The organism is Oligoflexia bacterium, assembly GCA_035326705.1.
GTDB lineage: Bacteria > Bdellovibrionota_G > JALEGL01 > JALEGL01 > JALEGL01 > JALEGL01.
The window spans coordinates 37,050-58,157 of the sequence record DAOLES010000010.1; the positions used below are offsets into that span (position 1 = coordinate 37,050).

The 21,108-nt window shown below is 36.4% G+C and carries 18 protein-coding genes; 4 read left to right on the plus strand and 14 right to left on the minus strand.

All coding sequences use genetic code 11. From position 1 onward, the window contains the following. Positions 1-75: 75 nt before the first annotated feature. The 3 genes from aceE to PKC21_10255 all read left to right on the plus strand — a co-directional run bounded on the left by aceE (position 76) and on the right by PKC21_10255 (position 6,784). Positions 76-2,718: a pyruvate dehydrogenase (acetyl-transferring), homodimeric type gene (gene aceE / locus PKC21_10245; GenBank protein ID HMR25720.1), complete on the plus strand. Its 2,643-nt coding sequence runs from the start codon at positions 76-78 to the stop codon at positions 2,716-2,718. 621 nt (positions 2,719-3,339) lie between these two features. Continuing rightward, positions 3,340-6,003, plus strand: a complete 2,664-nt coding sequence (gene acnA / locus PKC21_10250) for an aconitate hydratase AcnA (GenBank protein ID HMR25721.1) — start codon at positions 3,340-3,342, stop codon at positions 6,001-6,003. Positions 6,004-6,193: 190 nt separating this feature from the next. Further along, on the plus strand, positions 6,194-6,784 hold the full coding sequence (locus PKC21_10255) for an outer membrane beta-barrel protein (protein HMR25722.1): 591 nt from the start codon (positions 6,194-6,196) through the stop codon (positions 6,782-6,784). Between the two features lie 31 nt (positions 6,785-6,815). On the opposite strand, the gene PKC21_10260 is transcribed toward PKC21_10255, so the two are convergent. Further along, positions 6,816-7,361, minus strand: a complete 546-nt coding sequence (locus tag PKC21_10260; protein ID HMR25723.1) for a DUF4230 domain-containing protein — start codon at positions 7,359-7,361, stop codon at positions 6,816-6,818. Positions 7,362-7,422: 61 nt separating this feature from the next. Between PKC21_10260 and PKC21_10265 the strand changes: the two genes are divergently transcribed. Next, on the plus strand, positions 7,423-7,662 hold the full coding sequence (locus PKC21_10265; protein HMR25724.1) for an oxidative damage protection protein: 240 nt from the start codon (positions 7,423-7,425) through the stop codon (positions 7,660-7,662). Positions 7,663-7,678: 16 nt separating this feature from the next. Here the strand turns inward: PKC21_10265 and PKC21_10270 are convergent, their stop codons facing one another. The 13 genes from PKC21_10270 to pilM all read right to left on the minus strand — a co-directional run bounded on the left by PKC21_10270 (position 7,679) and on the right by pilM (position 21,040). Further along, complete coding sequence (locus tag PKC21_10270; GenBank protein HMR25725.1) at positions 7,679-8,803, minus strand: thioredoxin domain-containing protein; 1,125 nt, start codon at positions 8,801-8,803, stop codon at positions 7,679-7,681. Positions 8,804-8,822: 19 nt separating this feature from the next. Further along, positions 8,823-9,617, minus strand: coding sequence for a prolipoprotein diacylglyceryl transferase (locus PKC21_10275; GenBank protein ID HMR25726.1), 795 nt, complete (start codon positions 9,615-9,617; stop codon positions 8,823-8,825). Positions 9,618-9,629: 12 nt separating this feature from the next. Further along, on the minus strand, positions 9,630-11,690 hold the full coding sequence (locus PKC21_10280; GenBank protein ID HMR25727.1) for a tetratricopeptide repeat protein: 2,061 nt from the start codon (positions 11,688-11,690) through the stop codon (positions 9,630-9,632). A gap of 78 nt (positions 11,691-11,768) precedes the next feature. Next, the gene (accC, locus tag PKC21_10285) at positions 11,769-13,103 is read right to left on the minus strand and encodes an acetyl-CoA carboxylase biotin carboxylase subunit (GenBank protein HMR25728.1); all 1,335 of its coding nucleotides are present in this window, start codon (positions 13,101-13,103) and stop codon (positions 11,769-11,771) included. A 4-nt stretch (positions 13,104-13,107) separates the two neighbouring features. Further along, positions 13,108-13,587, minus strand: a complete 480-nt coding sequence (gene accB, locus PKC21_10290; protein ID HMR25729.1) for an acetyl-CoA carboxylase biotin carboxyl carrier protein — start codon at positions 13,585-13,587, stop codon at positions 13,108-13,110. A gap of 41 nt (positions 13,588-13,628) precedes the next feature. Further along, complete coding sequence (locus PKC21_10295; GenBank protein HMR25730.1) at positions 13,629-13,991, minus strand: hypothetical protein; 363 nt, start codon at positions 13,989-13,991, stop codon at positions 13,629-13,631. After that, on the minus strand, positions 13,988-14,590 hold the full coding sequence (locus PKC21_10300; GenBank protein ID HMR25731.1) for a tetratricopeptide repeat protein: 603 nt from the start codon (positions 14,588-14,590) through the stop codon (positions 13,988-13,990). The genes PKC21_10295 and PKC21_10300 overlap by 4 nt, the downstream gene beginning before the upstream one ends. A gap of 16 nt (positions 14,591-14,606) precedes the next feature. Continuing rightward, positions 14,607-15,065, minus strand: a complete 459-nt coding sequence (locus PKC21_10305; protein HMR25732.1) for a hypothetical protein — start codon at positions 15,063-15,065, stop codon at positions 14,607-14,609. Between the two features lie 4 nt (positions 15,066-15,069). After that, positions 15,070-18,261: a type IV pilus secretin PilQ gene (gene pilQ, locus PKC21_10310; protein HMR25733.1), complete on the minus strand. Its 3,192-nt coding sequence runs from the start codon at positions 18,259-18,261 to the stop codon at positions 15,070-15,072. Continuing rightward, positions 18,254-18,817, minus strand: a complete 564-nt coding sequence (locus PKC21_10315; GenBank protein HMR25734.1) for a pilus assembly protein PilP — start codon at positions 18,815-18,817, stop codon at positions 18,254-18,256. Before PKC21_10315 ends, pilQ begins: the two co-directional genes overlap by 8 nt. Continuing rightward, positions 18,814-19,374, minus strand: coding sequence for a type 4a pilus biogenesis protein PilO (gene pilO, locus PKC21_10320; GenBank protein HMR25735.1), 561 nt, complete (start codon positions 19,372-19,374; stop codon positions 18,814-18,816). Before pilO ends, PKC21_10315 begins: the two co-directional genes overlap by 4 nt. Beyond that, positions 19,371-19,949, minus strand: a complete 579-nt coding sequence (locus PKC21_10325) for a PilN domain-containing protein (GenBank protein ID HMR25736.1) — start codon at positions 19,947-19,949, stop codon at positions 19,371-19,373. The genes pilO and PKC21_10325 overlap by 4 nt, the downstream gene beginning before the upstream one ends. Then, the gene (pilM, locus tag PKC21_10330) at positions 19,946-21,040 is read right to left on the minus strand and encodes a type IV pilus assembly protein PilM (protein HMR25737.1); all 1,095 of its coding nucleotides are present in this window, start codon (positions 21,038-21,040) and stop codon (positions 19,946-19,948) included. The genes PKC21_10325 and pilM overlap by 4 nt, the downstream gene beginning before the upstream one ends. Positions 21,041-21,108: the final 68 nt, after the last annotated feature.

Genomic DNA, 21,108 nt, shown 5'->3' on the forward strand with positions numbered 1-21,108 from the left:
TTGCGATTCTTACAAAATACGTTTAAAGATAGGCCATAAAATATTTTATTGGAGATACAATTAATGGCTCAGGAAATGAAAAATCCATATTTAAACAATGATTCAGATGACTTGGCTTTGGATAAACAAGAATGGCGTCAGTCTTTGGATGCTATTTCTAAAATCTTAGGACCTGAAAAAGCCAAAGAAGTGGTTAAGGATCTTTTGGATCATGCCGCAAAAATCAAGGTTTCTCCAGATAACATAGCACAAACACCGTATATCAATACAATTCATGCCACAAATGAGAAGTCCTACCCTGGTGACTTAGCGCTAGAAGAAAAAATTTTAAAACTGATTCGTTGGAATGCCATGGTGATGGTGGTTAGAGCCAACCGCTTAGACTCAAGCATAGGTGGCCATATTGCAACCTACGCTTCATCTGCACATTTATATGAAACAGGTTTTCACCACTTTTTTAGAGGTAAAAGTGCAAATGAAAACAGTGATCAAATCTACATTCAAGGGCATGCTTCTCCAGGTATATATGCCCGCAGCTACCTTGAAGGTCGTTTCAATGAACAACAGCTCATTAACTTTAGACGTGAACTGCAAACAGGTGGAGGTTTGTCTTCCTATCCTCATCCAAGATCTATGCCTGATTATTGGGAATTTCCCACGGTATCTATGGGTTTAGGACCTATTACTGCGATATATCAAGCCAGGATGGCCCAATACCTGACCCACCGCGGTTTAAAACCTGAAAACACCAGTCAAGTCTGGGCCTTTTTGGGAGATGGCGAAATGGATGAGCCAGAAAGCTTAGGCGCTATTCATATTGCCCAAAAAGAGAAACTGCATAACCTTAACTTTGTCATCAACTGTAATTTACAACGTTTAGATGGGCCGGTAAGAGGCAATGGTAAAGTCATCCAAGACCTTGAAGGCCAATTTAGAGGTGCTGGCTGGAATGTCATTAAGGTTTTATGGTCTTCAGATTGGGATAGTATTTTTGCTCAAGACACTCAAGGCTTGTTAGAACAAAAACTTACTGGCTTGCTCGATGGTAACATGCAAAAACTTGCCACTTTAGACGGTGCCCAAAAACGCCAATATTTATGTCAAGACAATCCAGATCTGCTTAAACTCTTTGCTCATTTAAGCGATGACCAAATGTATGCTCTTAAACGTGGTGGTCATGACCCTATTAAGGTTTACAATGCCTATGCCCAAGCGCAAGCAGCCACCAATGCACCTACCGTTATTCTTGCACAAACCATTAAAGGTTATGGCCTTGGTCCCTCTGGGCATGCCGCCAATGCCACCCACCAAAAGAAAAAATTAAGTGACGCAGAAGTTTTAGAGTTTAGAGATCGTTTTGAAATTCCAGTGTCGGATCAAGATGCCAAAGACTTAAACTTTTATCGCCCTGATGAAAAAAGTCCAGAGATGCAATACTTGCTTGAAAAACGCAAGAATTTAGGGGGCTTTTTACCTAGCCGCAATACCGCCAAAGTTGCTGTGTCAAAGTCTGGTTCCTTACCAGATAAAAAAGTCTATCAAGAGTTTTATGATGGTACTAAGGATCGTGAAGTATCGACCACCATGGCTTTTGTTAAACTACTAACCAATCTGATTAAAGATAAAACCATTGGTAAACAAGTGATCCCTATTGTCCCTGATGAAGCCAGAACCTTTGGAATGGAATCCATGTTTAGCCAAATTGGTATTTACTCACCGCATGGACAAAACTACGAGCCCGTCGATAAAAAAAGTTTATTGTACTACAAAGAATCTAAAACTGGCCAACTGCTTGAAGAAGGCATTACAGAAGCTGGCTCTATGGCTTCCTTCATAGCTGCTGGTAACGCCGCCCAAAATCATGGTGTAGCTTGTATTCCATTTTTTATTTACTATTCAATGTTTGGTATGCAACGCATTGGTGACTTGGTCTGGGCTGCTGCTGATCAAAATACAAAAGGTTTTATGATGGGTGGAACCGCCGGTCGTACAACTTTGGCTGGAGAAGGTTTACAGCACCAAGATGGGCATAGTATCCTTTTGGCTTATCCTGTACCTAACCTAAAAGTCTATGACCCAGCCTTTGCTTACGAAACAGCCATCATCGTTGAAGACGGCTTACAACGCATGTACGAAAATAATGAAGATATTTTTTACTACATCACTTTAGAAAATGAAAATTATGCCATGCCCCCCATGCCAAAAGGAGTTAAAGAAGGCATCTTAAAGGGCATGTATAGATACAGTCCTTCAAAAATTGATGCTCAAAAACCTATTGTGCATCTGATGGGCAGTGGCTCAATTTTAAACGAAACCCTTAAAGCCCAAAACATTCTTGAAGAAAAGTACAAAGTTGCTACTGAAGTTTGGAGTGTGACCAGTTACAAAGAACTGTACACCGATGCCGTTGCTTGTGAAGAGTGGAATACTTTTAACCCTAACAAACCCAAAAAACAGGCCTTTGTCACCGCACAATTTAAAGACCAACAAGGCATCTGTGTGGCTGCGTCTGATTATGTCAAAGCTCTCCCACACAGCATTTCCAATTGGTTGCCTTTACCCTTAACGGCTTTGGGAACCGATGGTTTTGGCTTGAGCGAAAACCGAGAATACTTAAGAAAGCATTTTAAAGTGGATGCCCAGTCTATTGTATACGCCAGTCTTTCAAGCTTAAGCAGCAAAGGTTTGTTTGATCAGAAAAAGTTAGAGCAACTTTGATAATGAGCGGTTGCTTATTATTTAAAACCTATTTTTCTTTTTAGGTTTTTTATTTTTTTCCGTTCACTAACAGTCGTCTCAGGATTATTATTTGCATAATCCTTAGTGACGAATTGTCTTGTGATTGCGGAACGATAGTTTTTTTTCATAATTATCCTCCTTTATTATTGTTTGCTGGTTAAGCCAGCCCTTTGGAAGCACATTGCGTTCCTCGGCGTTAACGCATGTCAACCAGAGCAATAATAAAAGTAAAGCTACCGCTAGCTACAATTATAGCAAATCACCTCTTAAATGATCAACCTAGCCAAATAAGAAAGCCCTATATACAGTAAAGAAAATTAATTTAATGTTCGCCTAGAAATGATTCAAGAGAAAATAACAAGTTTCGTACAGCGAGTTTTGGCAGGCTTTGCCTGCCAACTGTCTGAGCTGGTAGAAATTGTTTTTTCTCTTGTTACTGCATAAAATTTAAAGCACAGTTCCACAAGCTTAAAACTGCTTTTCTATCATCTATTCACATCATAACTTTATTTGATGCCTGATTTTTGCTATGGGTGACTTGTCTTCGCTGGTATAAACATAATATCAGAAAAGAACATTTGATTTGAAAGGACTTTAGCCATGAATTCATTTAACACCTTATCCAGCTTTAAACACAACGACAAAGAATACTTTTATCATGATTTAACAAAACTTAAAGAGCATGGCTTTAACATTGATAAACTGCCGTTTGCCATGAAAATTGTTCTTGAAAACTTACTGCGCTACGAAGACGGCATTGGCGTTAAAAAATCAGATATAGAACATGTTGCCCAATGGGATGCTAAAAATAACCCTGACAAAGAAATTGCCTTCATGCCGGCGCGAGTTCTTTTACAAGACTTTACAGGTGTGCCTGCAGTGGTTGACTTGGCTGCCATGCGGGATGCCATTGTAAAAATGGGTGGTGACGCCAATAAAATTAACCCTTTGCAACCAGCTGAATTGGTGATTGACCACTCTGTGCAAGTGGATCACTTTGGAAGCTCAGACGCTTTAGATTTAAACACCAAAATTGAATACGCCCGCAACAATGAACGTTACGAATTTTTAAAATGGGGCCAAAATGCCTTTGAAAACTTTAAAGTGGTTCCACCCAGCACAGGGATTGTGCACCAAGTCAATTTGGAATACTTGGCACGCGTGGTGATGACCCGTAAAATAGATGGTAAGACTTACGCTTTTCCAGACACCCTGGTTGGAACAGACTCACACACAACCATGATTAACGGCTTGGGTATCTTGGGCTGGGGAGTTGGTGGTATTGAAGCTGAAGCTGCTATGCTTGGCCAAGCAACAACCATGCTCATACCTGATGTTGTTGGTTTTAAACTCAGTGGTTCTCTAAAAAATCACGTCAACGCCACTGACCTTGTTTTAACCATTACCCAAAAGCTCAGAGAAAAAGGTGTGGTGGGTAAGTTTGTTGAGTTTTATGGTCCCGGTTTAAAATCACTGACTTTAGCTGACAGAGCTACGGTAGCCAACATGGCGCCAGAATATGGTGCAACTTGCGGTATTTTCCCTGTAGACCAAAAAACCTTGGATTATTTACAGCTCACTGGACGTTCTGCTGATCAGATTGAATTGGCTAAAACCTATATGCAACAGCAAGAGATGTTTTTTACCGATACCAGTTCTGAAGCAATTTATACCGATACTTTAGAGTTAAACCTAAATGATGTTGAGCCCAGCTTAGCAGGCCCTAAAAGACCACAAGACAGAGTTGCTTTATCTCAATTGGCGGCCAACTTTAAAGAAACGCTTGGTCGCCCTATCAAAGAACAAAGTATAGAAAATTCAACCGAAAAACTTAAAGATGGCTCTGTTGTGATTGCGGCAATTACCAGTTGTACCAACACTTCAAACCCTTCAGTCATGTTAGCAGCTGGCTTAGTTGCCCAAAAAGCCAGAAAACTTGGGTTAAAGACCAAACCTTGGGTTAAAACCAGTTTGGCACCCGGATCAAAAGTGGTTGTTGATTATTTAGAAAAAGCAGATTTATTAAGACCCTTGGAAGAATTAAAATTTCATGTGGTTGGCTTTGGCTGCACAACCTGTATTGGTAACAGCGGTCCATTGCCTAAAGAAGTTGCCGATGCCATTGATAACGGTGACATAGTTGCTGCCTCTGTTCTGAGTGGTAATAGAAACTTTGAAGGTAGAGTGAGCCCAAAAACCAAAGTTAATTATTTGGCATCACCACCATTGGTCGTTGCTTATGCTCTAGCTGGAAGAGTCGATATTGATTTAGAAAATGAACCTCTAGGCCATGATCAAGAGGGAAATGCAGTTTACTTTAAAGAGCTTTGGCCTGAACGGGAAGAAATTGAACGCCTTGTGCATGAATCTGTTAATTCAGAAATGTTTAAAACCCGTTATGAAACTGTCCTTGATGGTGACAAAGCTTGGCAAGCCATTGAATCAAGTACAGGTAAAACCTATGATTGGAAAGCTGACTCAACTTATATCCAAAACCCCCCATTTTTTGAAAATATGTCTCAAGAAATACAGGGTATAAAAGATATAGAAAATGCTAGAGTTCTGGCTTATTTGGGAGATAGTGTAACCACAGATCATATTTCACCCGCTGGCTCCATTGCTCTTGAAAGCCCTGCCGCTGATTACTTACGTAAACATGGCATTGAACCTAAGCAGTTTAATTCTTATGGTTCAAGAAGGGGTAATCATGAAGTCATGATGCGTGGAACATTTGCCAATATTAGGCTTAAAAACAAATTGTTGCATAATGTAGAAGGAGCTTACACCAACTATTTACCAGATAACCAACAAATGAGCATTTTTGATGCATCCATGAAGTACCAGTCCAACAACACCCCTCTAATCATCATTGCTGGTAAGGAGTATGGGACTGGCTCATCCAGAGATTGGGCAGCAAAAGGTCCAAAACTTTTAGGCATCAATGCCGTCATTGCCCAAAGTTATGAACGTATTCACCGCTCTAATTTAGTTGGCATGGGTATTTTACCTTTGCAGTTTAAAGCAGGTGAAAACGCTGAAAGTTTAGGCTTAGATGGTTCTGAATTTTTTAACATTCAAGGTATCGCAGAAGGAGTTGCTGATGAGTTTAAAAACAAAAAGCAACTCACAGTGACCGCCAAAAAGAGTAATGGAGAAAGCATTAGCTTTGAAGTCAGTGTAAGAATTGATACCCCCAATGAAGCGCACTATTTTGAAAATGGTGGCATCTTACAATATGTTCTAAGAAAGTTGGCAAAAAGTTAGCTTTTTTAAATTCCCCAAGTCCGCAATGTTTTATTGCGGACTAAAACTTTTCTAATAATAATAAATTATAATAACTATTTGAAATATTAAGGTTTTTAATCTTAAAAATACTGTAATTGCCTTGCCATATTATTGAAAAATGGTATCGTTCAGCAAGTTTAAATTTATTTTTTCACTTCGGAGGAAACACATGAAAAAAACATTATTAGCACTTGCTTTGGTTTTAGCTACAGCAAGTTATGCAAATGAAACAAACACCAATCCACTAACCAGCAACACCAATGCAACAGTATCAGGTGATACTCAGTTTGGTATTGACTTTGCTATGCCTTATGCTTTGCAAGTTGACGGCAATGACGCTAACCAAAGATCAAATTATACTTTGGGTGTTGATGGTCGTTACTACATCACTGACAACTTTAACATCGGTGGCCGTTTTAGCTTTGATGTTGAAGAGCAAAATGGCACAACACGCCAATATGCATTTGCACCAGGTGTACAATACAGATGGTACACAAATGAAGCTTTTAACCCTTATGTAAGAGCTGATGTTCCTGTAACTTTTCGTGGTGCAGCCACAAGCATTGCTGGTAAAGAAGACCAATTTGATGTTGGTGTTGCAGGCGGTTTAGGTATAGCTTGGAACCTAGGTGAGTCTTTGGGCATCCAAAACATGCTTCTTCGTTATGACTTTAACGTACAATACAACTTTGGTATCAACGATGCTTTAGACGTATTAAGCGTTGAGTTCTTTAAAGTTGGTATTGATTACAAATTTTAATCGCTACAACTTGAGTTTTAAAAGGCGATCTTCAATCAAGATCGCCTTTTTTTATGGAAACTTCCTTAGAACTTACTTTCTGCAATAACTTTAAAATCATTTCATCTTTACTTTGTATTTTTTCTTTATAATTTTCACGCACAGATTGGCTAACTTGCTGCTTAATATCAGCCAGCATTTTGTTACGCATACTTGGTGTTATTCTGTTCAATAGGGGGTCTGTTTCTGAAATAAAGTTAAAATCTAGATCAATACTTTGCACCGTCATTTCCGGTAACACAACCTCAATGCTTCTTGTATTTTCATTAATTTGAACCCGTTGTAAATCATAGCCAAGAGATACTTTTCCTTCTGTTACAATAAGGCTTTGTTGTTGGGTAAATGGTAAAGAAAAATCATACAGCTTTATACCTTGCGATTCAAAACGGTGAATTTGAGAAATTTGAATTTCCACAACACTCAACTTCAATACATCTTTTACCCAAACTTTCATATCAAACGGTTTGTGTTCAATTTTATCATGCTTAGAAAACAGCTTATAACTTAGAAATACTGAACTTCCAGCTACACACAACATGATAAGTCCATAAATGATTATTTTTTTGAATATACCCATGAGACTATGATATCACAGCTACATGGAAAAAATCATCCACTGTCAAAAACTTAAAAAAAATTTACCTGCTCTACCAGAAGCACCTCTACCGGGTGATTTTGGCCAAAAAGTTTTAAACCATATTTCTGCGCAAGCGTGGGATATGTGGATAGAAGAACAAACCAAGCTGATCAATGAGAATAAGTTGCAGCTATTCAAAAAAGAAGCACGTGAACTTCTACTAACAAAAGCAGAAGAATTTTTATTTTCAGAAGCAGAATAAATAATTCGTATAATATTTATTGCAATAAAGAATCCACAACCTCTTGTATCCCTGAACGAGTAATTCTACCTTGATATTCTCTACCATTGATAAAAATAGTTGGGGTGTGGCTAATATTCATTCTTTCTCCCTCTGCCACATCGTTTTTAACCACATCATAGGCTGCTGAGGATTGAACACATTGTTTAAAGCTATCCATATTCAAACCAAGTTTTTTTGCATAATCTTCAAAAACCTTACTGTCTAAATTATGTTGATTGGCAAAAACAAGGTCATGGTAGGCCCAAAATTGGTCTTGTTCAGCCGCACATAATGAAGAAACCGCAGCTTGACAAGCTTGTAAATGGCCTCTTCCTGCCGGAACTTTTGCATTACACTTTGAATCCAATGGATAGAATTTGTATACCAATTTTATTTTACCTTTAGATTCCCTTGCTATGCTCTTAAGTAATGTTCCCGCTTGCTTGCATCCAGGGCACTGAAAATCACTATATTTTACGATTGTTATGGGGGCATTTATTTGACCCAATGTTCTTTGACTTAATACTCCGCTGAGTTCTATTTGATTTACTTTCTCAGTAATCCCATGTTGCTCTTTAAATAAAAACAGTTTTGCAAACAGCAACATAAAAATTGCGCCTAGCACACTGTAAAAAAAATATTTTGAAGCAAGGGTTAGCTGTATTTTTTCTGATAGACTTTTAGTATTGGAAGATAGTTTTTTCCAAAAAACAAACATAGCAATGCTAGAGATATAAAAAATTGTACAATACAAACAAAAAGATTTGATAATAAACACAGTGATTGCCGCAAAATACAGCATGGCACCCACAGATAGCCAAATCATGATGCTTATAAAACTCTCTATGACTTCTTTACGGTTACTCTCTAAAGATTTTTGCCACAGATAAAACATAACAGCAATGATGCTAAATACCAAAACTGCAAAATATGAAACCGGAATAGAAAACCATTGTGAATAGGTAGGATGATTGATGGCTGAGCAATTGATTAAAGAATTAACCGAACAGCCGGATTGCAAGCTTTTATTCAGGTGCATTCCCACCAGCCACAAAGAATCTAGAAAGCCTATACCACAGGCAACAATAAACCCCCAGACTGCATATTTATTTTGCTTCACAGTTTAAACCCTTTCTCCTTTATGACTTAAGTTGATGACTATATGGTTTTTTAAAAAAAACATAGCCCCAAGCCAACAAACAAAAAACACAGGCTGTCAACGATACATAATGTGCCGGGGTTAAACCAAAATAGCGCGCATCCGGCATAAAACTAAGGCCTGTATCTTGCGCTCTAAGAAACTCTAAAAAAAACCTGCCTGGCGCATAAAGACTTAAAACAATCAAAGAATCTTGCCCCCAAAATGCTGGTTTTTTTTTGGTTTTGTTGGTTTTGATTAACATGACAATAAATATAAACAACCAGAGCAACATTTCATAAAAGCCTAAATCATGTCTTGCACCCCCTGGAAATTGAACTGCAAGAAAAAAATCAGATAAATTTCCTGGATGATCATGTGCAATAAAACAACCCATACGGCCAAAAAAGAAGCCTAAACAGCCGCCAAAAAATAACATGTCCACATAAGGTAAAACGGGTTTATTTTTACGCTTTAAGAATACAACCAATGCAATGGTTACTGTAATAATCCCACCATATGAAGATAAACCAGACCAAAACTTTAGTAAATTGATAGGATTTTTTAATAATTCTGGTTCATAAAAAAACACATGAAAAAGATGCGCTCCAAAAATACCAAAAATAATAGCAATCAAGGACGCATCTGAAACAATTTCCTGACTTAATTTTAAATTTTTTGCTCTTAGCATGGCCAATTGGGTGGCTGCAAAAAAACCTATTGCAACCAAAAGTCCAAATGCATGGAACTCTAAACCTAATATTTTAAGCGGCGGAATTGTAAAAAATGGAATCATACAAGCTTAATATCATACTGATGAAAATTGATCGAGATCATTATCAATAGAATTGTCATTTGAGCTTAAAGCCTTAATATAATAATCAATACTCCTGTATTGGTTATTTTTTTCATACACTTTCTCAAAACAAGCCTTGGCTTCTACCTTTTGCTGCATTTGAAAGTATATTTTACCCAATTCATAATTTAAACCCAAAAAGTCTGATGAGCTAGAATCTACATTTTTTAAGCACCGTTGATAAATGCTTACAGCCTTATCCAATGCATTGCTTTGCACATAACAGCTGGCAATAAGATTTTGGCTTCTATAAAAATATTTATCGCCTTTAGCGGCAATATTAAAGCACTCAAGGGCATCATCTAGCATATTCATTTCTTTATAGGCCACACCCAAATAATAGTAAGTTTCATAATCATCTTGACCTATAGTTTTTTGAACACCCTTTTTAAACTCTGCTAGAACCTCATCATACTCTAAGTATAGTTTTGCATGGCTGGTTCTTGCAAAATTTTCAAGCTCAAGATCCAGCTTCCCTATTTCTTCCTCTAAAGCTTCATGCAAATCGAACATATCTTTTTGTTCTGCCTCTTCTATAGGCATTTCAGACGTCACCTCACGCTCAACTACCTCGTCTTCATCAAACAAAAGATCACCATCTTTATTCTTCTGCTCCTGATGTGAATGATACTCAACAGAAAATTTATTTTCATCCATGACAACGGTTTCATCTCTTTCAAATGAAGCCAACAAACTGTTTTTCTCTTCTACATTGTCAGAATTATCAGAGTTAACAGAAATGTTTAAATCATCGTCAAACTCAAATTCGGATGTGTCAGGTTCTTTTTCTTCAAGCAGGTCTGCAAAATCATCTCTGCTATTGCTTAGATAACTATTTTTACGTTCAATATCAGTTGTTTCTTTGCTTTCTTCTGAAGTAACTTCGTCTATCTGATGGCTTAAATACCGCTCTTTTACTTCTAATAGTTTTTGTTTGATTGCATCAGGATGATCTGCACTATCTAAAACTCTCTCTATGGTGCTCATGGCTTTTTCTAACAAACCATATTCAAAATAAGTACTGACCTCTTCAACCAACTTGTTATCATCGTCTTTAAATCTTCTAAATGTTTGTTCATCTTGATTACTAGACGGAATATCATTTTCATTACCTGTGATATCAATATAGTTACTATGATCCGCAACGTTAATATCTTCAATTTGATCAAGTTTTCTTGTATAGTATTCAATATCTGGATGATTGGGGTCTCTTTCTTGTAAACTTCTAATGATTTCTTTATAGATAGACTTTGCTTTTTTTGTTTGATTGAGTTTACTAAATGTTAGGGCCAATAAATCTAAAACAACCTGATCATTACTGTATTGACTAAATATTTTTTGTAATTCCGTTAAGCTTTTACTGTAAAAACTATTTTCTAAGTACAGTTCACATAAAAAACAAATATCTTCTTTTTCTGCTAAATTTAAATCTGCTAATTTTTGAATGATTAGCATCTGTTTTTTTTCATCACCTTTTAAACGGATTTGCCTAATAATATCATAGGAATAGTTTTTAGCTTCATTCATATAACCATGCTGAAGATACATTTCAACCAGCCTAAGTTGATAAGCAACTTCATCTGGGTTGATCAATGCAATTTTTCTTAAAATATCAAAAGAATTCTTGGTATCACCCGCTTCTTCATAAGCTCTAGCCGCCAATTCATAATTCTTTATTGCTTCACCATTTAACCCCAGTTTTTCATACAAGACTGCCAGTTCACTATAAAGATTAATTGCTTTAGGGTCTAACCTTAGGATTTGCTTGTAAACAGCCACAGCTTTTAAAAAAAAGCCTTCTTGTGAATACTGAGAAGCCACTTTCATATACTTTCTCTTGGCGCCATTGATATCTTTGATTTTGGCATAGAGATCGCCAATTTTCATCAAGCTACGAATATCATTGGGATCACCGTCGAGAACCTTTTCATACTCAACAATTGCATCTTGATACTTGCCCTTTTGAACAAGTTTCTGTGCTTTTGCTATGCTTTTACTCCTATTAAATGACAACCCAAACGCTCCAATTCACAAGATTCACCGTCAAGCTATACTATATCATTAGATTGAAGAAATGATAAAAATAAAAAACTATTTCAATAGGTTATCTAAAGATCTGGTATAAGTTTCACACTTTTTAAATGCTTCGCTTGATAAAATCTTTTGGTGTAGTTTCAAGCTTGTATCAACACCTTCAATTAAAAACTCTTTTAATGCGGCTTTACTTCTTGATATGCACTCTTCTCTAGAATCTGCTCTTACTATGAGCTTAGCCAGCAAAGAATCATAAAACGGGCTGACATAAAATCCATCATATACGCCATTATCAACTCTTACACCCGGGCCACCTGGAATATGTATACCTGATATTGTACCCACAGAAGGTAGCATTTTTTCTGAATCTTCAGCGTTTATGCGCATTTCTATGGCATGACCTCTAAATTTGATATCATCTTGTTTTAAAGTCAAAGGCTTGCCATATGCCAATTCAATTTGTAGTTTCACCAAATCTATGCCGGTAATAGCCTCAGTGACTGGATGCTCCACTTGAATTCTAGTATTCATCTCAAGAAAATAAAAATTATAATCATCATCCATCAAAAACTCTACTGTTCCAACATTGGAATAACCTATTTTTTTTAAGGCCTTGACAACCGTTTTACCAATCTCATCTCTTTTTTTAATTGGTAAAATAGCACATGGGGCTTCTTCAATCAGTTTTTGATAGCGCCTTTGAATTGAACAATCTCTCTCACCTAAATGAATAATATTTTTGCCATCACTAACAATTTGTAATTCAATATGTTTGGCTTTTTCTAAATATTTCTCAATAAAAATAATTGGGTTATTAAACGCCGCTTTTGCTTCTGCTTGAGCTGTTTTAATAGCATTTCTTAAATCTTTCTCATGGTAGACAATTTTAATTCCTTTTCCACCGCCCCCGGCTGTTGCCTTTACGATAACCGGGAACCCCATTTTTTTAATTTCTTTATAAACTTTATCATCAGCTTCTTTTTCAAGCTCAACACTTGGAAGCATGGGAATACCCGCTTTTTTCATTGTTTCTCGAGAAGCAATCTTATCTCCCATCAACTCTATATGTTCAGCCGTTGGCCCAATGAATTTAATTCCAAAAGATTCACACATTTTTACAAATTCAGCATTCTCGGCAAGAAAACCATAACCAGGGTGAATGGCATCAGCATTGGTGATTTCCGCTGCACTTAATACTTGATGCATTGATAAGTAACTGTCTTTACTAGAGTTTTTTCCAATACACACGGACTCATCCGCCATTTTAACGTGCAGTGACTGCTCATCAATTTCTGAATGCACAGCAACAGTGGCAATACCTAATTCACGACATGCTCTGATGATGCGCAATGCAATTTCGCCTCTATTGGCTATGAGTACCTTTTTAAACATAGAATTAATCAACTAAAAAAAGCTTTTGACCAAACTCTACCGGTTGACCATTTTCTACCAAAATTTCTTTAATTTTTCCTTCAACTTCGCTTTCCAGCTCATTCATTAATTTCATGGCTTCAACAATACAAACAATTTGGCCTTTTTTTACACTTGAACCAATGCTAACATAATTTTCTGAATCTGGTGATGGAGCGCCGTAAAACGTACCCACAAAAGGTGATGTTATATATTTTCCTGCATTGGCTTCTAATGAGCTCTCATGTGGAGCGTTATTAGTGGCTGCAGGTGCGTTTTCAACAACATGAGTAAGCTTTGAAACGTCTTCAACTGGATTGACCGCTGTTTTTACAACATCTTTTGCAAGGTTATCTTTGTTATAACGGTTAACCTTAATAAAAAATTCATCTTTCTGAATTTCTACTTCTGCAAAATCAGTTTTCTCAATCAACCTAAAAATTTCTTTGAGTTCTTTTAAGTTCATTGGGCTTTGATAACCATAAAAAGCAAGATTGTCCAATCCATTTATAAATCTTGGATAATTTGTGGGGTCCATTTTTTAAGTAAATATCTAGCTTTTCCAATGTTGTGGGCTTTTTCCAACACAAGCAGTAAAAAATACTCATAATTCACCACTTGAAAAAAAAAATCATACTTCTTTGCTTCAATCAAACAGCGCTCAAAAACTCCAAAATTTACTTTTTGAGAGTGTTCTAACATGTTTTTAATCATCCCTACCACGTTATTAAGCTCTTCACCTTCCAAGATCGTTTTTTTATCTTCATTACCACGAGAAACAACAGGCACCCCGTCAAAACCCAACAATGCAATCAGTTCAACGCCTTCAGTATTTGAATATATTTCTTCCAGTGCCTTTTCTAAACTCATAAAGATTTCCTTCTTTCTTGTATGCGTTTTAAACATATCTCTAGCTTTTCTAACTTGCTTAAGTCCTGATTATGATTTACACCTATTTCTTGATAAACATTTTTTGCTTCTTGACTAAAACCTTGTTGCTCATACAATTTTGCTAGTGTTTTTGAGTGTATGCGCCCAATATCCTGACTTGATGCATTGATTTTATTTAACATTCTTTCTACCCATGCATCTTCATCTTTGTCTTCTTGTTTTAGCTTTTGCAACATGGCTTTAGCTTCAGCATATTTTTTCTGTTCAATATAAATTTGGGCAATGGCTTTGATTGCATGTGCATTGTCTTGGGTATACTCAACAACTGTATGGTATGTCTCTAAACTGTTATTTAGATCTGACATCTCAAAGTAGATCTGCGCTTTTAAAAGTTTTAAACGAACACTTAATGGAAATTCTCCAAGACCATCTACAACTATTTTGAGTGCTTGCTGATATTGAGCAAGTCTTCTATAAGAGTCTGCATAATCATAAAATGCTTCAACACTGGGTTGATTGATGAGCGTTTGTCTTAAACGTTGTTGATGATTAGATTCATTATTTTCAATTGTTTCCATACTATTCTTTTAACCATTAGTTGGGATCAACTGCCGTTAACTTTGTTGAAATACTTGCTACCCCTATACTGGCTGTTACTGTTGCATCATATTCATCTAAACCAAATTGAAAAGGTGATTGTAAAAGTACTGCAATACTGTATATGCCTGAGCTGTCTGTGGTCATCTCTACAAAAGTACCAAGAGAAGATCCATCTCCGCCAATAAACTCACATGCATCACAGGTCAGCGTTACATAAATATTATTTCCAGGCAATGAACCACCTTCTGCTGAACTGCTTGGAACAGTCACTAAACCAGAAACAGGTGCTGAAACAGAGTTTCCAGCAGTTATGCTATATGTCGCTGCTTCTGAAATAGTTATTGTTGATCCAGATGGAGCACGGTAACCAATTGGTCCCTGATTACAAGCCAATATTAACCCCACGACTGTGATCAAAGCAACACTAAAAAAATAGGTACGGTATCTTCTCATATTTTTACTCCCTGACATTTCTTATTGCTTTACGTTCATCTCCCACAATTCTTGGCGTTACAAAAATCAAAAGTTCAGATCGTCTTACCGTTTTATTGTAGTTCTTAAACAATGCCCCAATGATTGGAATGCGGTGTAACACAGGCAGGCGAGACTGGTTTCCACCTGAGGATGTTGAGTATATCCCCCCAATAACAGTGGTATTGCCACTCTTTACCAAAACTTCTGTACTCGCTGTACGTTGGTCAATGGTTGGATTTCCATCTACCGATGCAGAAAAGTTTGGTTCATCACGGGTAGCACTAATACTCATTAAAATTGATCCATCATTGGTGATATGCGGTGTAACCGTCAAACTGGTATTTGCCGTCTGAAAGTTAACATTGGTTCCTAAGTTATCACTTTGGGTTTGATAAGGTATTTGTGTACCGGCAGAGATAGTAGCAGAACTATTATCCAAAACCGTTACTTTAGGTGAGGATATTAACTTAAAGTTACCTTCTTGTTCACCAAGAGCAATAGCCAGATCCAAATCCAGAATATTATTGATACTTCCTAAACGTAAATTTGCTTGAGTATTAATTGCTCCAGCTTCTACAGGAAAGTTTAAAGCAAAGTTGGGTATACCAATAGAGTTGGGGAAAAATAAACCTGTTGGATTCCCAGTTGCTGATGTAAATGAAGCACTCCCTGACCAATTGATACCAAATGAACGGGTAAACGTGGTGGTTGCCTCTACAATTCTAGCTTCAATTGTAACCTGTGGGGTCTGCGTATCTAAAATATCAATCATTCTTTTGGCTTTATCCAAATGCTCTCTGATATCTTTTATAATCAAGGTATTGGTTCTACTATCAATATCTACTGTACCTCTATCACTTAAAACACTTTTTACTTGTTTTTCTAAAGTTCCTGCTTGAGCAAAACTTACTGGCTTAAATAATATATCCAAAGGTTTCACTGCTTTTGCTGCTTTCTCAGCATCCGCAGCCGCTTCTTTTTCTCGTTGCAAATTAGCTGCAGGCGCAACACGAATAATATTGCCATACTTCTCAAACCATAGGCCACGTGTTTGTAAAATAATTGCAAATGCCTGATCCCAAGGCACCTCATCCAAGCGTATTGTAATTCTACCTGTAACATCATCAGAAATAATAATATTGAACTGTGAAATCTCTGCAATCAGCTTAAAAATGCTTTTAACCTCCGCATCTTTAAAATCTAAAGAAATGCGTCTACCTGTGAATTTTTTTCCTTCAACAGCACCTGATAAGATTGATCCCATTTGACTTAGTGGCTCTCCATCAGCAATCGTATCACTCATGAACTCTTCTTTTACATAGGCATAATTTTTAATTTTATTGCTATCTTGAACCTCTAAACCCAAAGGATTCTCTATCACCCGTTCCTGAGGAAAAGTATTCTTAACATCATCCTCTAAACCTTGTACCTCAATTAAGTCATTCGCTAAAGTCTCAACTTGGTTTTGATTATCAGTAATAACTGGACGTGTTGCACGGGCCACAGTTTTTGATTCTTGTGGTCTTGCATTTGACTTTGATAAAGAGTTTGTATCTTCTACATTATTTAGTGCAAGCGTTTCATTGTTGGTTAACAAAAGTCTATTATCCGCAACAACTTCTTGTTCTTGCTTTTTAGGACTAACCCTAACCAACAAACCTTTTTCTTCTTCTCCAACTTCAAAAATTGCCTGATCTTTCAAAGATAATTCAACCAAGATATTATTTTTGTCCGCTTTTTTAATACTTAAATCATTGATTGCTGTGCCAGAATAGTTTTGCTGCTTTAATAATTTTTTTAACTTAGATTTTTTGTATGCAACGTTGTTCAATTCTATTTTTAGCACATCAGGTTGAGAGTTAAGTATTTCATAATCAACATTATTATCCAATACTAATTTTAATAAAGCTTGTTCTTTGTCTTTTTCTAACTGCAAACTATTCAAATGATTGATCGTTGTTGTTTTACTTTCTTGACGCTTAACAGATGCTAAAGCTTTTGCATTATTGACTTTAGTTGCATTGTTTGGAGAAGAAACAACATTGCTATTCATTGCTGCCAGGTCAAGAAAGCTGTTTTCTTTTAATTCTGAACTATTTACTTGAGTGCTTGTAGCTGTATTATCAAGTGCCACCATAGATACCGCAGCATCTTTTGTTTTATCTTGCTTTACTTTACTTTCATTTTTTATCTTATCCCTTGATGCAATATCAGTTGTTTTGTTCATTGTGGGCACCACATCAGGAATACTTTTTGATGGGATATATACTTTTAACCTATTATCACTTTTTGATACTTTGTAAGTTGCATGATCAATCCCAGATAAATCAATCACAGCTCTTGTTTTATTTTTTGCTTCCCCCAGTCTTATCTGAGACACTTCATCACTTAAAACAGAAACTGTTTTACCTTCCGTTAGCACATTTTCAACGTCTTGGAGATCAAACACAATTCTGTTTGGTCCATTTAAAGAAAAGTCATGATATTCTTTAATAGGCTCTGAAAAAATCAACTCAATCTCTGTTCCATCTATCTGCGGACGAGATAATATTTTAATCAATTGATTTTTATTGGCAGAGGTTATTTTTGATTGGAATCCAGTTTGATTTGTTTTGGGTGTTTGTACATTGTCTTGATCTAGGTTCTCCATAAGAGAAAACTCAGCAATGGACAGATTATCATTTTCTTGTGGCAAAGTATTTCTTACATTTGGAGCCAATATTTTTAACGCCAGACCATTGCTTAACGCATGTGCTTCGTATTCAACATTTTTATTTAAAACAATGACCACTCGACTTAAAATATTATTATTGTCATTAAACTCGTTGACCGTAACCTCTTTAACAACATTACTGGTAGAGTTGATAACACTGTCATTGAGTAAATTACGCGTGTTCACTAAGTCAACCACAATTCTTTGTGGGTCAGAAAGTCTAAAAATATTAGGTGAAAGCGCTTTTTCCGCTTCAAATTTAATAACAAGATGACCTTCATTATCTTGTAGCGTTAAACTTTTAAGACCATTAATTTGTGTTACACCTGTTTCTATTTTTTTCTGCTGTTTAATATCAGAGATTTTTTGTTTACTTTGACTACAACCCCATAAAGCAAAAAAACCAACCGCAAATGCAATACCAGCTTTTTTAATAACAAACTTTTTATTAACTCTAATCATCAGCTTTCAGTCCTCCAGATAAAGCATCTACATTATCTTTTTCTAACTCAATTCTAGTTTCTTTTAAGGCAATATTACCCGAAGCAGGGTCACGATACTCTTCCTCTACATAAACACTATCTCTGGCAACTCTTGCAACTTTGCCTTTATTACGACCTATTCTTGACATCCGTCTCACAACATATGTTTCACCGTCAGGTGCCTTAATCATTCCCCTTGGATCAGCAATTCCCCAAATAATTCCAACTAAAGATAACTCCGCCAACTGGTATTTTTCTAACGGTGATTCAACAATATTCACCACATTGTCTTGTTTAAGGTTGTACGGTTCAAAAGGGTTTCTTTTTCCTTCTGGATCATAAAAATAAACATTTTTTTCTGTTCCAAAACGGCTTGAAGGTTGAATTAACTCTTGTTTTTTAGCAACGTTGACTTGAGGATTTTTATTAGCTTGATTTGGGTCATTGCCATTAGAAACTTTTTCACCACAAGCGGCTAACAACACAAAAGCGCTTGGTAAAACAAAACGAAACATAGACTCTATGATTTGCTTCACGAGTTACCCCCAAACATATAGGTTGTAGCTTTAGCCGTTACGGTTAGGCTTTTGTCTGCAACTCGTTCAAAAACAATATCAGAAACATTGATAATTCTCTTTAACTTGCCCACTCTATCAATAAACTTTGCTATATCATGAAAGCTACCTTCAAACTTTATAGTCATGGTCAAGCTCGCATAAAACCCTTTATTGGCCCTATTTTGCGGCTTAAAACTTATCAAACGAACATTGGTGACGTTGGCTTCCTTTGAAATAGCTCTTAAAACACCTTGAATATCTTCTTCATTTGGCAACAACAACAAAGCTCTCTTCAACTCTTCATCTAAAAAAGCAACTTGGGCAATAAAGCTTTCAAGGTTATCTGCTATAGCTTGACTTTCACTGTATTCTTTTTCTAATTTAGAAATTTCTTTTTGATTTTTATCTATTTCAGCATTTCTCGACGAAATAAAAAATTGATACTCAACAAACAATATAACCAACAGTAAAAAGCACAGCACCCCCATTTTTAATGCTTTAGGTTGTTTTTCAAACTGAGCGAGGAACTGGTTCATGATTTACCCCCTTCAGTTGATTCATTATTTTCAATATTATAATTTACATTACATACAATGTTAAAACGCTTAAACGATGCCTCAGGCCTTTGGCCATGTTCAACTTGAACCAATTTTATATCTTGAAAAAACTTTGACTGATTGAGCTGATCAACAAACTGCGATACAGTTGGCCCATCAACTGCAACTCCAGATATTTCTAATCGCTTATTGTTTTCTTTAAACTCCGTTAACCAAGCTTTTTCCGGCAAAACATAAGTAAACTCTTCTAATAACTTTACCGGACCAGATCTACTGTTATCCAAATCTTCAATTGTTTTAATTTTACTCTCTAGATCTTGCTTTTTCTTTTTAAAGTCCTCCACTTGTTTTTTAATGCTCGCTAATCGACTAATTTTTGTTTTTAAATCTGCAATGGTTGTTTGTTGTTTTTTAATTTTACTATCGTAAGTTTTATTAACCACAAAACATACAATGATTAAAAAAACACAGGTGACAACGCCTGCTCCAAGTTGAAACAATGCATTTTCTTTTCTAATATTTGCTTTTGTAGGTAAAAGATTAATGCGAATCATAGTTCAAGAACTTCCCTTAACGCTAGACCAACAGCAACACCAGCTACAGGACCAATGTCTTTAATTTGCTCTTCATCAAACTTTGCACCATCAATGTAAATTGATTTAAAAGGATCAATAATTTCAGTTGGTAGCTCGGTATTTTGCATTATAGAATCTTTTAAACCCGGGGACTTTGCGCCTCCACCAGTTAAAAAAATGGCTGAAACATCTTCAGACATTGCCTGAGAAGCAAAAAAGTCAATCGAACGTTGAATTTCAACTGCTATAGATTCTGAAACTGCATGCAAGATAGCTCCAACTTCATTACTTTCAGATAAATTACCGATGGACTCTGAGTTTTCCATATTAATTTTACCGCCAATTTTAAGGTCTTCTGCTTCTTCAAAACTGACTTGTAATTGTTTTTGAATATCTGAAGTATAGTTAACCCCACCTAAAGGCACATCCCTTGTGAACTTTGAGCTTCCTTGGCCAACAATATTTATATTTGTCATACTTGCCCCAATATTGGCCACAAGCACTGTTCTATCTAAAAATTCTGGGTAGTTTACTTCAAACATGTTACCCACTGCTAAAACATCTAAATCAATCACCACCGGCTTTAAAGAGGCCCCTTCAAACACACTAACATAGTCTGCAATCACTTCTTTTTTTGCTGCTGCAAGCAGGATTTCCATCTCGTCAAAGCCAGCGCCTTCGCCAGCTTCCTTTAAAATTTTAACATCCAAATTTACTTCAGACACGTCAAAGGGTATGTATTGATCTGCATCCCACTGAATGGATTGTTCCAGCTCATCTATGCTCATTTGTGGCAACACCAATTTTTTAACAATCACTGAGTTACCGCTGATTGACGTTGCTACATTTTTCTCTTTTATATTTTCTAGTTCATACAACTTACTAATTGTATCAATCACCATAGCACTATCCATAATTGCACCCTCGATGATTGTATCTTTAGGCAATGGCAACATCCTAAAATGCTTAAGATGGTACTGATTATCAGCAACTTTCTCAAGCGCTACTAACTTGATTGAACTTGACCCTAAGTCAACGCCAACTAATTCATTTGATCTTTTAAAAAACAACCTTCTCCTCTGTTTCTTAAAGGGAAAATCGCTTTTCCCTTGCAAACAAAAAACGTGGTTTTTGTTTG

Excerpts from the sequence above, each read along its gene's own strand:
- PKC21_10295 (HMR25730.1), bottom strand. The coding sequence starts at position 13,991 with ATGAGTTTAGAAAAGGCACTGGAAGAAATATATTCAAATACTGAAGGC.
- PKC21_10275 (HMR25726.1), bottom strand. The coding sequence starts at position 9,617 with ATGATTCCATTTTTTACAATTCCGCCGCTTAAAATATTAGGTTTAGAG.
- PKC21_10300 (HMR25731.1), bottom strand. The coding sequence starts at position 14,590 with ATGGAAACAATTGAAAATAATGAATCTAATCATCAACAACGTTTAAGA.
- PKC21_10260 (HMR25723.1), bottom strand. The coding sequence starts at position 7,361 with ATGTTGTGTGTAGCTGGAAGTTCAGTATTTCTAAGTTATAAGCTGTTT.
- aceE (HMR25720.1), top strand. The coding sequence starts at position 76 with ATGAAAAATCCATATTTAAACAATGATTCAGATGACTTGGCTTTGGAT.
- acnA (HMR25721.1), top strand. The coding sequence starts at position 3,340 with ATGAATTCATTTAACACCTTATCCAGCTTTAAACACAACGACAAAGAA.
- PKC21_10265 (HMR25724.1), top strand. The coding sequence starts at position 7,423 with ATGGAAAAAATCATCCACTGTCAAAAACTTAAAAAAAATTTACCTGCT.
- accC (HMR25728.1), bottom strand. The coding sequence starts at position 13,103 with ATGTTTAAAAAGGTACTCATAGCCAATAGAGGCGAAATTGCATTGCGC.
- pilO (HMR25735.1), bottom strand. The coding sequence starts at position 19,374 with ATGAACCAGTTCCTCGCTCAGTTTGAAAAACAACCTAAAGCATTAAAA.
- PKC21_10255 (HMR25722.1), top strand. The coding sequence starts at position 6,194 with ATGAAAAAAACATTATTAGCACTTGCTTTGGTTTTAGCTACAGCAAGT.
- PKC21_10305 (HMR25732.1), bottom strand. The coding sequence starts at position 15,065 with ATGAGAAGATACCGTACCTATTTTTTTAGTGTTGCTTTGATCACAGTC.
- PKC21_10325 (HMR25736.1), bottom strand. The coding sequence starts at position 19,949 with ATGATTCGCATTAATCTTTTACCTACAAAAGCAAATATTAGAAAAGAA.
- pilQ (HMR25733.1), bottom strand. The coding sequence starts at position 18,261 with ATGATTAGAGTTAATAAAAAGTTTGTTATTAAAAAAGCTGGTATTGCA.
- accB (HMR25729.1), bottom strand. The coding sequence starts at position 13,587 with ATGAACTTAAAAGAACTCAAAGAAATTTTTAGGTTGATTGAGAAAACT.